The sequence below is a fragment of the Marinomonas profundimaris genome (assembly GCF_000508165.1).
Taxonomy (GTDB): Bacteria; Pseudomonadota; Gammaproteobacteria; order Pseudomonadales; family Marinomonadaceae; genus Marinomonas; species Marinomonas profundimaris.
The window spans coordinates 28,944-43,786 of sequence record NZ_AYOZ01000008.1 but is presented as its reverse complement, the minus strand read 5'-3'; the positions used below and the strand labels follow the sequence as shown (position 1 = coordinate 43,786).

Sequence of the window (14,843 nt, the reverse complement as noted above, 5' to 3'; positions counted from 1 at the left end):
TTGCTTGTTTATCAATGAGTTACGACCTTTTTAATAAGGTTCGAACTTATGGTACATAAACTGGTACAAACGCGCTACCCTCATGTATTTCTCAGAGGGAAAACTTACTACTTTCGCATTGTTATTCCTCCGCGTCTTAGGGCTTTATGTCCATCCTTACCTCGTGAAATTAAGCGTAGTCTCCGTACAGACTCGTTGTCTGACGCTATTGCCATGGTTGGCGATAAGTTCCGTCTAATCAAACTCCTTATGAACTGCCACACACAGCAACAGGCGCTATCAATTTGTCATAAGCTGTCTAACTTCGGTCGAGAGGTGGCTGCTTGGGTTGACTCAAAGTTCGCCTCAATTGCTTCTGTACCTACTCAGCCTTCAAAAAGCAGTCCTGCCAAAGGTGGTGGAATGAAGCTAGATAAGGCATGGGGTGACTTTGTCGCTTGGAAGCGTTGGACAGATAAGCAGGCGAAAGACTATGACAGAATGTATCAAAACCTTCGTTTGTTCTTGGGGAATGTCTCTATAACGTCTATTACGAAGCGTAGTCTCAGAGAGGCCTTAGGTGGCATTTCTGGCTTGCCTCAACGTAATAAGAAGGGCTACGGTAAGATGCCTTTAGAGGCGCTCAAAGAGCTTGTTATTCCTGATGAAGATAGAGTGTCTAGTAAGTATGTGAAAGAGCATCTAAAGCTATGTCAGGGCTTATTTAATCGTTACTTGAAGCAAGAGCGAGAGGTTATCGAGCTGTCACCTACAGAAGGTCTTAAGTGGGAATATGACAATAATCGATACGGCTGTTTGAGTGATTCTGAGGTAAGGGGTCTTGTTGGTAAGCTGACTCAAAAGCCTGAATGGTTTAAATGGTTCTTCATGATGGCTATATACACTGGGGCGCGACGTGGTGAGATTGCAGGACTGACAAAGGATGACTTTAAGTTCTGTAGCGACACGCAGCGTTTTTACTTTGTTATAAAGGAGGGCAAGACAAAGGCGGCTAGGCGTTCTGTTCCGATTCATGATGAGCTTATTAAGTTAGGTCTGCTTAAATGGGTTGATAGTGGAAGTCATACACTGTTTGAGACGGCTCATCGTGACCCTAATAGGGTAACAGGCCTCTTTAACACTATCATCGATACGAAGCTTAGTGACCACGGGGAGCGGTTGGTTTTCCATTCGTTAAGGCATACTTTTATTACCAAAGCGAGAGCGGCAGGGGTGACTAATGTGCTTGTGCAACAGGTAGTAGGGCATGAGAAACGAGGGGCTGGTCAAACAGACAGATACACCCATACTTTCCAATTGAAAGACGTGCTTAAAGTGGTCGATGTTGTCCAGTATGGTGTGTGATTGGCTGTACTTTATGCTACTTATTGTGCTGATATCAAAATGCTACAACGGGGTTGAACCCTGTGATTTTCTTGTATGTTGATATGATTATATCCATCATTTTGAAAGCGTGTTTGGTTTCGACAATGTAGCTGTCATGCACTGGTAAGACTGGAATATCCCTGATATGGCACTGTGCGAGGGCGCTGTCAGTTATTCGGCTCTCAACGTGCTGTAATTCAGTCCACGCTCTTTTGAAGAAGTTGTTGGCGATAGGTTTATGGCGACTTATAAAGGCTTCTATCGCTTCCTGTGCCTTCTGAGAAGATATTATCTGGTCTGACATTAAGGCCTTGCGAGCTTCATTGTGAGATGCACAATTTAATACAAACATGCTAATTCTTTTGTTCAGTCTGCGTTGTTCTATTGTGTCGGCAGCATAGCAGTCCTCAGGCGCTTCAAGGCCATTTAGATTATACAGTAGCCTTGGATGTAGGCTCTTTAGATCTATCTCTACTGTCGGCCTGTCGTCAATTGTTAGTGTGGCGCGCTCATGCTTACTTAGGTTTTGTGCTGAGCAGAAGAAGCGTCCCGCAGACTTAAAGTCTTCGCTAAAGATACGAACGCATTCAAGGTCTTCTCTATTAAGCTCTTTGAATGGGTTGAGACCTTCGACGTAATGACAATATTCTCTTTTTGCTTTGCGGGTATTGATAGAGGCATGCCAATAAGTTTTATCTAATGGAATGTAACGCCACCTGTGCTGTTGTCTGAGCTTGTTACCCTCTCTAATGCGTCGACGCATTGCTTCAATGAAGTCTGATTCAGAGTACTCTTTGAGCCGTTTATTGGTGTCCTTTAGTATGACTAGTTCTCTATATTCCATGAACTGAGTTGGTGAGAGTGCCGCTCTGTGCTCATGAATCCACTTGCAAAATAAATTGGTGGGGACAAAAAGTGTTGCTAGGCCTTTGCTGTGGCCTTTTCCGCGAAAGCCCATATGCTGTGTTACAAAGCCAGCCTCTCCCATCCTATCAAGTACACGAGTAAATATTTCAGCGTTGTAGTTGTTGGTTTTATAGCGCTCTGCAAGCTTGGTGCGCGTATTGGTTCGGCTGTGTGTAAAGCCTGTTGTTGGTGGACGCATATGCTCTATGGACTGACAAAGGCATAGTATGAGGGTCTGTAAGGCTTGTCTGGTTGCTTTGGCGTTTCTATTTGTTGTGTCTGGGAAAAGCTCCTTAAAGAGAGTTGTTACGGGGTTGCCATCTAGGCCGATTGTATGGTTTGGCGTGAAGGTGAATATATCTGATGAGCTTTCAGCTAGTGGATTAGCAAGGGCTGATGTCCATTGATGGTTTAGTTGAAGGTTGTTTGGGGTAGGGGTCATGTGGAAATCTCTAAGTGACTAGTTAATGAGTATGGGGGGCTATGAGTAAGGCGCTCAGCAAGACGCTTAGTTATGAATAAATATATGAATATACATAGACTAAGTCATCTCACTAGGCGTTACTGTTGGTAAAGTCGATGAACTTCGATAGGTAAGATTGGAAATCTCTAAGTGACTAGTTAATGAGTATAGGGGGGACTATAAGTAATACGCCATGTAATGCTCTAAGTAAGACGCTGTGTAATAAGCTTGGTTATGAATAAATATATATGAATATAAATAGACTAAGTCATCTCACTAAGTCCTACTGTTATCTAGTCTTAGGCTATAAAGTTAGGTGTCATTGCTTTTGAATAATGTTCTTTGCATGACCACTGTTTAAGGCTTCATCTGATATACATATCAAATTGTATTGAGCCTTGGTCTCTTCGTCTTTACTTAGCTTGCACCACTGTATGTTGAGCTTGTCTGATAGCTTCTTGAGTTCCTGCCATTTGTCTTTGTGGGTGACGGGCTTGTTACTCGCGTTACGCCATCCCTTTGATTGCCATTTTGTGAACCATTCAGTTACGCCATTGATTAGATAATCACTTGTGGTCACGATTGATATAGACCGCCCTGAATATTTTTCAAGACTCTGTAATACCTTTAGTGAAGCTACAAGCTCCATCTCTATATTTGTTGTTTGGCGGTGTCTATTTGCTATTTCTAAGTACTTTGTGTCGTCTTCAATGATGGCGCTCCATGTGCCAATCTGGGTTTGGTTGTTGCAGGTCCCACGAATGATTGCTTTGATAGGTGATTGGTTTGATTTTGTCATATTTGATGTACTCCTTAAGTTGGTTGGTTGTTCTAAGGTGTGGGTAATCAAAATATGAGGGATGATGAGTAAAACAGCAGGTAAGGCATATAGAAGACTTATCTTACGCCTTTCTTCCCTAGGGTGTGGGGTGTCAGATTTTCGGTTTTTCGTGTTGGGGATTCGTGCTATGACTCTGTTCTTCTTGGGTGCGCGGATTCTTTAGGTAAATTATCCGCGCACCCATCTGGTGTAAGGCTTTCTTTCTTGTCTCGTGGCGATAAAAGCAATCATAGAAATGCTGTTTTAGCTATTTGGTCAAAAGATAGTATCTTGGTTCTGAGTGCTGGGAAGGTGGGGGTGCAGAATAATTTGCTTTGACTGTTCCTCTGTTCCTTTTGTAAGTCCTTCTTCGAGTGTTCTTAGGGTCTTGCTTATGGCTTCGAATGGATTGACTGCTGTTACTTCTTTAAGGTCATTATCTTCTTCTACGATAGGAGTAGAATCAATGATTGACGCTGGGTGTTTCGATTCGCCAGCTGGCTAAAGGAAACACTCTTCGGTTTCTAGGTTTAAAAGACGTGACACCGTCTTGTGATGTAAGTCCATTTCGAGTGTTATGTCTCGTAGTGACATTTGCGTGCTTAGTTCTTTAGCTTTCTTAGCTGCGCGTATGTCTATATCTTCATGAGTTTTGGTTCTTCGTGTTCCTCGTCAAGCTCTATAGATTGAGCTGGAGTGAAGGGGGGTCCTATGTCTGATAGCTTCAATTGGCTTTGTCTATGCCCGAACTATGCCTACTTTGGAGGCTTGTTCAAGATACGGAAGTTGTTTCGTCAAGTAGTACACCATCTTCGATAGGAGCAGCCTCTATCGCCAGCGCTGGGTGGTCGGATAGTACAGGTGAACTATCCGACCACCCTTTACTTAGTGTAAATAAACCAGTAATGCTTACTTATCGCCTACACGAAAAGTGGAGAAGGGCGTGGCACTTTTACCCACTCGGATTCACATAGCAAGCCACCACCACTTACTAGTAAGTGACCAGCGTCTAGTGTTTGTTACTGTCTTTTATTATCCTGTCTATTGTTGGTCTACTTACGTCATACTTAGCGGCTAACGCTCTAACGCTTTCACCGTTCTTATGGCGCACTTTTATGTCGGCCTTAAGTTCGGCGCTGAGCTTATGTTTACGTCCGAACTGTACGCCCTTACGTAGTGCTGCTTCACGTCCTTCACTGGTTCTATTGACTATTAAATCACGCTCTAACTGAGCGAAAACACCTATTAACGCCTGCTGTGCCTTGGCGGTAGGGCTTTGATTGGAAGTGTCTATGGCACCGTCTAGAGAGCGAACAGCGGCCTTTTTGTCTTCAATGGAGTCAAGTGCTTCAAGTATCATGCGAAGACTACGTCCCAGCCTGTCGAGCTTTGTGACCAGTACAACGTCACCTTCACGAATGTAGTTAATCATTTCCTCTAGCCTGACCTTGTTTGCTTCTTTAGCGCCTGAGTTCTTGCCATGGAAAATCTTTGTGCAGCCTGCTGCTTTAAGTGCCTCTAGCTGTCCGTCAAGGTCTTGGCCTTGTGTTGATACTCTAGCGAAGCCTATTAGTTGCCCCATGAGTTCTCCCTATGCATGAAAGTTAAGATAAACGTGCAGGTATGATAATGGGTGAACGAAACATATGTAAAGTAATTTAATGCCATGCACGTTATGGAGATTAGATTTTAGTGCCAATTACCAAGTGTTTCTATGTCTTCTAATTCATATAGGCTTTGGGTGTTCGTCTGCCGTTTAAGTCATGCGTTGACGTACCCTATGGGGGGGATTTCAATTCAGCTTATTCAATTGAGTGGGTATAGATTTTTTTGAAATTATTTGATGCTTTATGTTTGCCTGAGGGGAGGGCAGTTGCAGATGCGACCTTAATTAGGGGGTTGTTATGGAGACTGTTTGCTTTAGGTTTATGGTGTTGGTGTTTCAGCCTTTGACAATTAATGGCACTTAAGTGCTTTATTTCTTAGGTTGTGTGGGGTGCTTGAAGGCGTCTATTAAGCAATTAAAACAGAGGTGTTTTGATTTTTGTGAATTAAAATAGCAATACTTGTGCCAAGTCTATTGACATTTACTATTCGCTATGATTTAATTGAAGCTAAGGTTCGTTTTTTTATTACGGGCATGATTGTAATATTTTATATCAAAGAAACAGTGGGGCGAATTATATATATAAATTAACATGTGTCAACAGTAATTTAATAGTGGGCTGAATCGTATTAGGTGTGGTGTGGCACCACTTAACAGACCGTTCTGTCACTTAGTATTTGAGTTTACGGCTCAATGCTTGTGAGCGGTCTTAATCTTAGACATAGGAGGGTAATCGTATGTCAAAACGTAAAACAGTGCGTGTCTGTAAATACAGACGTTACCGTTACGGACAGTGGGAAGATGTTTGTTCTCACTACCGTAGTTTGCCTAACTAATTTAATAGTGGGCTGAATCGTATTAGGTGCTTTATTAGCTTATTCGTAATATTACAAATTAACTTTAGGAGGACGCTTCACAGCGTGTAGATTGGAAATTTGATTTATTTATATATCTATAATGGCACTCCTAAATAAGTTTGTAAACTAAAATTACACGCTGATAGTGTAAAAAACGTACAAATAATGTTCTGTTTTGGTTGTTTTAGGGGGGGGTAAAGCAACCAAGTTATCTAGCATTAATGGCTTTGTGTGGGTTTATTGGTTAAGTGGTAAATGTCTCGTTGTTGTGAGTGTGTGGTGCTTACGCAGCTACGTGAAACCTGAGGGCTCGCGGTCGCTGGTCCTAATAGGCTTACTTTTCGCGTTGCGTTGCGTTGCCTTTCTTCTCTTATCGTCTTAAAAGTAGGTCTTTTTAGCGCATACTTTGTTGTTGGTCTTAGGTGAAGTGTTTTCTTCTAACGTTGGCTTTTGGCTTTTGGCTTTTGGCTTTTGGCTTTTGGCTTTTGGCTTTTGGGTTTTAGGTGTTCGTACTAGTTAAAAATCACGGAAAGGCTGACCTTATTCGTAACTTGTTGATACTAGCTTTTGTCAGGTAAAGATGAAGTTAAGCCACTGCGTAAATACGGCTGGCAACAGCTAGAGATAATACCTGAGAGCTATTCATTGCGTCTCATTAGGGTCAAGGTATTTAGATGATAGTGTCTTTTTTGAGACTAAGTTAACTCTTATGAGATATGTTCTCTCTGTGTCATATGAGCATGCCCTAATGAGGTGTTCACGGTGCTCAGTGCCAGATGCTTTAGAATTAACGTAGCTATGCGTGTTGGTGCTGGTGCGTTCATTGTCGTTTCCTATGTATTAAGGATATATGCAGAATGGAAGGAAGAAATATTTATCCGAAACTTGAAGTAGAGGAGCTAGAGGCGGCTGGGGTCTTCGGCATTCTAAATAACCCAGAGGAAGCCAGAGAGTACATAGGCGATACGTTGTGGCATCTCGAAGCTTTAGTTTATCACTTTGATAGGTTTCGCGCGTTTGCATGTAACAAGCGTCGAGAGCTGTGTTGGGGCAGCTCAGTGGCGATGGATGCAGAGGTAGTCAGTTTTATTTTTAGCCTGCATTCACTCATGGAGGGTGTGCCGTACGGCGTTGCGGTGTGTTTGGATTCCCGTGGATTTTCAATGAAGTCCAAAAATGGTGACCTTAGTTCTTATAGTTGGAAGGAGTATTACGCGGACTTCAGTGCGTTAGCTGACGGCCATGAGTTCAGTCGACTTAGGGCGTTAATTAAGAGGTTTCGTGGTAAAACATCTGACGCGCAATTCATTAACAAGGAGTATGAGTTACTGCATGAGTTAGCTAATGTTATTAAGCATCGCTCGCCAATACGCCTTACTCTGCCTTCGCATTTGCAAAACGATATGTCCTACAGGCGCTCCTCGAAGGAACTTGGAACGTGTGACTTAGTGTTTAGGAAAGCTGCAGCATGCCAGTCGGGATTGATTGAGGGGCAAAATGTCATGGATGCGCTTGTGCGTATGCACGATAACTTGACTTTCACCTACACTGATATTCGAGTCGAGCTGCTTAGACTGATGCATCTTGTAAAATGACCATGACTGGGTGGGGGGAAGTGGCTGTCTGCCAAATTCTAAAACGTCGACAGATTTTCACCATTTTTTGGCTTGCCCCTAGTGAGATGCATTGTTGCGATTGGTGTGGCAATGGCTACGTACAGTCTTTGTACGTCAAAAGCGCGAATGTTTTTACAGACATTCTTAATGCTTAGCACTTCAATCAGTACTTAACTTATCTAAATGCCTCCTTCGGTACGCTCCTATATAGTCATTAATACGCGTCGCTACGTGAAATCTGAGGGACTCGTTAGCCATAACCGCTTTACTTTTCGCGTAGCGTTGCCTGCTTTTTGTACAAATCTCCATAAAGTAGCGTTTCTGCCGACTCTAAGTGCTTACTTTTGTCTCTTTTCGTCGTAAAACTAGGCTTTTTTAGCGTAAATCTTAATGTGGCTGGTGGTCTTAGATGAAGTGTTTCCTTCTAGGGTCGGCTTTTGGGTTTTAGTTGTTCGAACTTGGTACAACTTTTGGTACAATCACTCAACGACTGCACTTAGTCGTAACTCGGTGATACTGGCTTTTTGTCAGGTCAAGATGAGGTCAAACCCTGAGATAAACCGCGCGACTGGTAACAGTTCGTGGCAAGGTAAACCCCACTTGAAGCAAGACCAAATAGGAACTCTTTGGCGTGACCCGCGCTGAGTTCGGGTAGGTTGCTAAAGACGTGCAGTGATGTACGTATTAGATGAATGACTGTTCACGACAGAACCCGGCTTATCGGCCAACTTGCATTTTTTTCTCCTCCTTGGCGCCTAATGTGCACCCTCATCGTTATTGTGCTTTTCTGAGTTTTTCTCTCCCTAATATTTTATCGCATTGTTCTTTTTGTTTTTTCTATGTTGTTTTTCTAATAGCCGCTTAACTTAGCGGTTTTTTTGTATCTGTTTTTTAAGATTTTCATCTTTCATTAATATTTTTTTACTATTTTAGGAAAAAAGTGTTAAATTGTGGGATAAAGTGTCGATAAGTGGGTATGGGCGTGTTTAGAGGGATTCATCAAGTCAGCGTAGATGTGAAGGGGCGAATGTCGCTCCCTGCACGCTTGCGCGATGATCTTGCTCAATACGATGAAGATGGGGTTGTTGTCACGATCGATCCTGTTTCGCGATGTTTGCTGTTGTACCCCTTATCTGAATGGGAATTGATTCAGCAAAAATTAGACAAATTACCCACCTTCCAGCCGCAGGCTAGACGTCTTCAGCGTTTGTTGGTCGGTCACGCGACTGATTTAGAAGTAGATAAAGCGGGTCGAATCTTATTGCCTGCTCCGCTTCGAGAATTTGCTCGGCTAGATAAAAAATTGACCATCCTCGGCCAGGGTAAAAAATTAGAAATTTGGAGCCAAGAGGAGTGGGAAGCACAACGCGAAGATTATTTGTCCCAAGATGCGCTTGAGGACTTACAAACTGAAACCATGATGGATATTTCCTTATGACAAAGACGATGGCAGAACACATAAGCGTCATGCTCGATGAGTCCGTCGATATGCTAGTGACCAATAAAGATGGTCTTTATGTAGACGGTACTTTTGGTCGCGGTGGGCATACCCGTTTGGTTTTAAATCGATTGGAAAATGGTCGATTACTCGGTTTTGATAAAGACCCTGTTGCGATACGTCACGGCGAGCTATTGCAAAAAGAAGATACACGATTTTCGATTGTTCAAGACAGCTTTGCGAACATGGCTGAGCATATTTTAGACGTGTTTGGCGTGGGTAAAGTTGATGGCGTAATGATGGATTTGGGTGTGTCGTCGCCTCAGATTGATGATGCTGAACGAGGTTTTAGCTTCATGAACGATGGCCCTCTGGATATGAGAATGAATCCGGATAAAGGCATTAGCGCCGCTCAGTGGGTTGCTACAGTGAGTGAAAAGGATATGGCGGATGTGATGTATCAATATGGTGAAGAGCGATTCTCTCGTCGTATTGCAAAAGCCATTTGTGAGTACCGTTCACACACGCCAATTTTAACGACGCTTCAGCTTTCAAAAATTGTTGCAGAGGCAAACCCTGCTTGGGAAAAAGGAAAAAACCCTGCGACGCGGGCTTTTCAAGGGATTCGGATTCATATCAACAACGAGTTGGGCGATTTGGAAGTGGGTCTTGATGCGGCGGCAGATGCTTTGAAAGTTGGTGGTCGACTGGCGGTTATCAGTTTTCACTCTTTAGAAGATCGAATTGTTAAGCGCTTCATGAAGTTAAAAGCAAAAGGGCCAGAGTTGCCAAGACATTTGCCAATTCGTAATGCGCATCTTGATATTAAATTTAAGACTATCGGAAAAGCGATCAAACCATCTCAATTAGAAGTGAGTGAGAATGTTCGGTCTCGTAGTGCTGTATTGCGCGTTCTGGAGCGAGTAAGTGATTAAGGTGAACTTTTCACCATTGAAATTTACTGCCGGTGTTTTAGTGCTGGCGGCGGTGTCGATTGCGGTCGTTATTCAGGTCTACGATTTTAGAAATGACTTCTCTTACCTTCAAACGTTGAAGCAAGACGAAGTGGCTTATGAGGTGAAGTGGGGGCAGTTGCTTTTAGAGCAAAGCGCACTCACTCAGCCTGGTCGCTTAGAGCAAGCGGCAATTAGGGATTTAAAAATGCACTCACCTTCTCAGGATGAATTAATAATAGTGAAGCCATGAATATTGAAAATAGTGTCCACACCCCAGGAAAATGGCGCTTTAGATTTGTGTACGGCATTGCTTTGCTGTTATTTCTTGTCGCGGCTGGCCGACTGTTTTATTTAACGGTCGTAGATAAGGCATTTTTACAGAATCAGGGTGAAATCCGGGCGGTAAGGACGGAAGCTATTCCTGCCACACGAGGAATGATTCTAGATCGCCGTGGTGAACCATTAGCGGTTAGTACGCCAACGTGGACCATTATCGCTAATCCCAAAGCATTATGGAAAATGCAAAGTGACCCATCTTTAAAAGTTGGCCCAGAACAAGAAATCAAGCGCCTCGCGGAAGTGATGGGTGTGGGTCGAGCTTGGCTTCAAGAAAAATTTGAGACCAATAAAACTCGCTCTTTCATGTATTTAAGGCGCCAAATTCCTCCTCATGAAGCGGATGCCATTATGGCGGCGAATGTTGTTGGTGTGAGTAAAACCAAAGAGTATAAACGTTTCTACCCCGCGGCCGAAGTGGCGTCGCATGTTGTCGGCTTTACCAATATTGACGACAAGGGGCAGGAAGGGATTGAACTGGCGTATGATAAAGCGTTAGAAGGTCAGCCAGGTCGCCGCAGCTATGTAAAGGATCTTACCGGTAATATTATTCGTGGTGTTGGTGTCGAAGAGGCTGAGCACCCAGGTGAAAATATTGAACTGAGTATTGATCTTAGATTGCAGTATTTGGCCTACCGTGAGTTGAAAGCGGCGGTTACTGAGCATCGTGCGACTTCTGCGTCTGCGGTTATCTTAGATGTGAAGACCGGTGAAATTTTGGCCATGGTTAACCAGCCGTCTTATAACCCAAATGATCGGTCGAAATTGGAATACGAAGAGCTACGTAATCGTGCAGTCATTGACTTGTTTGAGCCGGGCTCGACGATGAAGCCTTTTACTATTTCTGCCGCGCTCATGTCTGGGCAATACACAACAGAAACGACGATCAATACATCGCCTGGTTATTTGCGTTTTGGTCGCTTCACTATACGGGATGCGGCAAATTATGGCGTTATTGATTTCGAAAAACTATTGATCAAATCCAGCAACGTCGGCGCGTCGAAAATTGCGTTGTCACTTCCACAGGACGCTATTTGGAATATGGATTATGAGCTTGGTATTGGTTCGCCAGTGGGGATCGGTTTCCCTGGTGAAGCCTCTGGTGTTTTACCCTCTCACCCAAAGTGGCACCCATCTGAAATTGCAACGCTATCGTATGGCTATGGTTTGTCTGTGTCGACATTGCAGTTGGCGCAGGCTTATATGACATTGGCTAATGGCGGGTATCGAGTTCCTGTTACCATCTTTAAGCAAGATGTGCCTGCTGACGGTAAGCAAGTCATTCCTCAAAAAGTGGCGAAAGACGTTGTGAAGATGATGGAGAGTGTTGTTCTGCGTGGTTCTGGTAAGGCGGCGCAAATTCCTGGTTATCGAGTGGCTGGAAAAACCGGAACGGTTCACAAGGTTGGTTCGAAAGGTTATGAATACGATCAATACATTGCCTTGTTTGCGGGTGTTGCTCCCGCGTCTAATCCCAGATTGGCTATGGTCGTGATGATTAACGACCCAAAAGGGCGTGAATATTATGGCGGCGAAGTAGCTGCCCCGGTTTTTTCTCGTGTGATGGAAGGTGCGTTGACAACATTGAATATTTACCCTGATTTACCGGAAGGGCTTAGAGAGGTTCGATTAGAAACCAAGAAAGTGCCTTATCAAGTGGTGCAGGGTGGCTAAATGGCTCAATTGACACATCAACAATTACTTAATTTAGCGGGTTATTCTTTAGAGGGTAATCCGCATTCTGCTATTTATACCCATGTGGAAACAGACAGTAGAAAGGCTGACGGAAGTTGTGTTTTCTTTGCGTTGCCTGGTGTCGCAACAAATGGTTGGGATTACCTCGATGGTGTTGTTTCACTGGGTTGTAAGGTCGCTGTTGTGCCCGCTGGATTGGGTTTGAAGCGTGATGATATAACGCTTATTTCTGTTGCTAACCCATCGGCACTGCTAGTGGCATGTTTGCATGGCTATTTTGGCCGCATGCCAAAACACATTGTTGCTGTGACAGGTACGAATGGTAAATCGTCCATCTGTTATTACATTGCGCAATTGGCTGAAGCGATTGGGTTGCGTAGTGGTTTGGTTGGGACGTTTGGGATAGGGCCTTTGAATGACTTGGCAGAGGCAAAACAAACGACGCCTGATGTACTGTCTTTGCATCGAACGCTGATGAAGATGGCAGGTGAGGGGGTCGAGCTTGTTGCTTTTGAGGCTTCTTCACATGCATTGGATCAAGGTCGTATTGATGGGGTTCCTTTTCAGACGGCGGTGTTTTCAAATCTTTCTCGCGACCACCTTGATTACCATGGTGATATGGAATCGTATGCGCTTGCAAAGCAGCAATTATTTGCGTTTGAAAGTGTTTCTAATGCGGTATTTTGTTTGGATGATCAATACGCACGTTTTATGGCGAAAGTAGCAAAGCATGCGAACTGTGTTTATTACAGTGAGGGGGATTCTCTCGCTGATTTCCACGTTAAAAGTTTGACGCTGGAGCCAGCAGGCTGTCGATTTATTGTCTGTCATCCTGAAGGGGAGGAGGCTGTATTTTTGCCTTTGCTTGGGCGCTTTAATATTCAAAATGCCCTCGCTGCCTTGGCGAGTCTTTGGCATATTTCTTCGGATAAAGCTGCTTTAATAAAGGGGTTATCTTTTTTGCAAGGTGCGCCTGGGCGAATGGATAAAGTGCAAGAGCCTAATGCGCCGCTTGTTGTTGTGGATTATGCGCATACTTCAGAAGCTCTTCATGTGGCTTTGCAGGCATTGAAAGAGCATTCGGCAGGTCGGTTGATTTGTGTGTTTGGATGCGGTGGTGATAGAGATCGCGGAAAGCGCCCATTAATGATGGCGGCGGCGATGCAAAATGCAGATTATGTTTGGTTGACATCCGACAACCCGCGAACGGAGTCTATCGAGCAGATTTTTAAAGATGCTCTCTCTGAAACGAATGATGAAGCGTCTTTTAGTTTTGAGCCAGATCGCCGCGTTGCTATTCAGCAGGCCGTGTTGTCGGCTGGTGTGAATGATGTCATTTTGATTGCGGGTAAAGGGCATGAATCCTACCAAGATATACAAGGTGTAAAGCATCATTTTGATGATAAAGAAGAAGCACTAAAGGCAGTCAAAGCTTATGTTAATTAATCTTACCCTTTCTGATATTGCACAGGCTTGCGGTGGTGAATTAATTGGTGTTGATCAAGTGGTTAGCTCGGTCGTGACGGATACACGAAAAATATCTGAAGGCTGTGTCTTTGTCGCGCTCAAAGGCGAGCGCTTTGATGGTCATGACTATGCACTGAATGCGATAAAAGCTGGTGCAGTGGCGGTTGTGACTGATAGAGATCTTGATCTGCCGTCTTATGTGAAAGTGGTCGATACGAGGTTGGCTTATGGGGCGATTGCGAACTTGGTTCGGGCGGCTTTTCATGGTCCTGTTGTATGTATTACCGGCAGTAATGGTAAAACAACCGTAAAGGATTGGTTGGCTCAGTCTTTAGTGGATAAAAATGTGTTAAAAACACACGCTAATTTGAATAATCAAATAGGATTACCGCAAACGCTTCTTGAGTTGAATGGACATCACGATGTCGCAGTGATTGAAGCGGGAACCAGTTTTTCTGGTGAAATAGCGTTGCTTGCTAAGATCGCAGTACCTGATGTTGTTATTTTGACTAACGCCAGTGGAAGTCATTTCGAGGGGTTGGGCAGTCTTGAAGGTATTGCAAAAGAAAAGGGCGAGCTCATTTCTGGTGCAGCGTTAGATGCGACACTGATTCTTAATTCGGACGACGCTTATTTTGATTATTGGTGTTCGTTGGCGAAAGGTAGGCAAATGTATTCGTTTGGTTTTTCTTCGCAGGCGGATCTTCGTGCTTCAAATGTTGAGTTGGAAGCGGAAAGCAGTAAGGCCATTTTTCATTTTTGTGACGAGGCTTTACCTGTGCTGATTGCGGGGGCGGGCAAGCATCAAATAGCCAATGGTATGGCGGTTGTGTTGGCTATGTTGGCCTTAGGAGTGGAGTTTCGGGTTGCGGTGAGTAAGTTGGCGACGCCAGTGCATGTTTCTGGGCGATTGGAGCGTCTTCGGACAAAAAATGGAGCTCTATTAATTAATGATTGTTACAATGCCAGCCCAACGTCTGTTGAGGCGGCAATTGATGTTTTAGCAATACAGTCTGCCGAAGAAACCTGGTTGGTTTTGGGGGCGTTGGGTGAGCTCGGAGATCAACGTGATGAGATTCATCGAGGATTAGGGTTATATGCGAAGAATAAAGGCATATCCTGTTTGATTTGTGTTGGGCCTATTGCGGCTATGGCTGGTTTTGCCTTCAGGGCTGAAGGTGGTAACGCGATAATATGTGATACCCATGAAGAAGCGGCGACCGTCGTTCGTCCACTTGATAAAAAGCATGCCATTTTAGTGAAGGGTTCTCGATCCGCTAAAATGGAAAATGTCATTGAAGCATTAAATAATTAGGAT

General features: G+C 44.0%; 11 protein-coding genes. 8 read left to right on the top strand and 3 right to left on the bottom strand.

The features are described from left to right. Window positions 1-48 precede the first annotated feature (48 nt). The gene (locus D104_RS24905; RefSeq protein WP_024023367.1) at window positions 49-1,344 is read left to right on the top strand and encodes a tyrosine-type recombinase/integrase; all 1,296 of its coding nucleotides are present in this window, start codon (window positions 49-51) and stop codon (window positions 1,342-1,344) included. 34 nt (window positions 1,345-1,378) lie between these two features. On the opposite strand, the gene D104_RS24900 is transcribed toward D104_RS24905, so the two are convergent. The 3 genes from D104_RS24900 to D104_RS24895 all read right to left on the bottom strand — a co-directional run bounded on the left by D104_RS24900 (window position 1,379) and on the right by D104_RS24895 (window position 5,136). Continuing rightward, window positions 1,379-2,713, bottom strand: coding sequence for a hypothetical protein (locus tag D104_RS24900; RefSeq protein WP_024023366.1), 1,335 nt, complete (start codon window positions 2,711-2,713; stop codon window positions 1,379-1,381). A gap of 340 nt (window positions 2,714-3,053) precedes the next feature. Then, a complete protein-coding gene (locus D104_RS36960) occupies window positions 3,054-3,533 on the bottom strand; it encodes an RNase H family protein (protein ID WP_024023365.1) in 480 nt (159 codons plus the stop codon). A gap of 1,030 nt (window positions 3,534-4,563) precedes the next feature. Beyond that, window positions 4,564-5,136 carry a recombinase family protein gene (locus D104_RS24895; RefSeq protein ID WP_024023364.1) on the bottom strand — a complete coding sequence of 191 codons (573 nt, stop codon included), beginning with the start codon at window positions 5,134-5,136 and terminating at the stop codon, window positions 4,564-4,566. A 1,738-nt stretch (window positions 5,137-6,874) separates the two neighbouring features. On the opposite strand from D104_RS24895, the gene D104_RS24890 reads away from it, so the two are divergent. The 7 genes from D104_RS24890 to D104_RS24860 all read left to right on the top strand — a co-directional run bounded on the left by D104_RS24890 (window position 6,875) and on the right by D104_RS24860 (window position 14,840). Then, window positions 6,875-7,612 (top strand): hypothetical protein, encoded by a 738-nt coding sequence (locus D104_RS24890; protein ID WP_024023362.1) that lies wholly within the window; start codon window positions 6,875-6,877, stop codon window positions 7,610-7,612. A gap of 1,003 nt (window positions 7,613-8,615) precedes the next feature. Continuing rightward, window positions 8,616-9,071, top strand: a complete 456-nt coding sequence (gene mraZ, locus D104_RS24885; protein ID WP_031214612.1) for a division/cell wall cluster transcriptional repressor MraZ — start codon at window positions 8,616-8,618, stop codon at window positions 9,069-9,071. After that, entirely contained in the window at window positions 9,068-10,006 is a 939-nt protein-coding gene (rsmH, locus tag D104_RS24880; protein ID WP_024023360.1) for a 16S rRNA (cytosine(1402)-N(4))-methyltransferase RsmH, read from the top strand. Before mraZ ends, rsmH begins: the two co-directional genes overlap by 4 nt. Next, a complete protein-coding gene (gene ftsL, locus D104_RS24875; protein WP_024023359.1) occupies window positions 9,999-10,277 on the top strand; it encodes a cell division protein FtsL in 279 nt (92 codons plus the stop codon). The genes rsmH and ftsL overlap by 8 nt, the downstream gene beginning before the upstream one ends. Next, window positions 10,274-12,037 carry a peptidoglycan D,D-transpeptidase FtsI family protein gene (locus D104_RS24870; protein WP_024023358.1) on the top strand — a complete coding sequence of 588 codons (1,764 nt, stop codon included), beginning with the start codon at window positions 10,274-10,276 and terminating at the stop codon, window positions 12,035-12,037. Before ftsL ends, D104_RS24870 begins: the two co-directional genes overlap by 4 nt. Next, window positions 12,038-13,504, top strand: a complete 1,467-nt coding sequence (locus D104_RS24865) for a UDP-N-acetylmuramoyl-L-alanyl-D-glutamate--2,6-diaminopimelate ligase (protein ID WP_024023357.1) — start codon at window positions 12,038-12,040, stop codon at window positions 13,502-13,504. Continuing rightward, window positions 13,494-14,840, top strand: coding sequence for a UDP-N-acetylmuramoyl-tripeptide--D-alanyl-D-alanine ligase (locus D104_RS24860; RefSeq protein ID WP_024023356.1), 1,347 nt, complete (start codon window positions 13,494-13,496; stop codon window positions 14,838-14,840). Before D104_RS24865 ends, D104_RS24860 begins: the two co-directional genes overlap by 11 nt. Window positions 14,841-14,843: the final 3 nt, after the last annotated feature.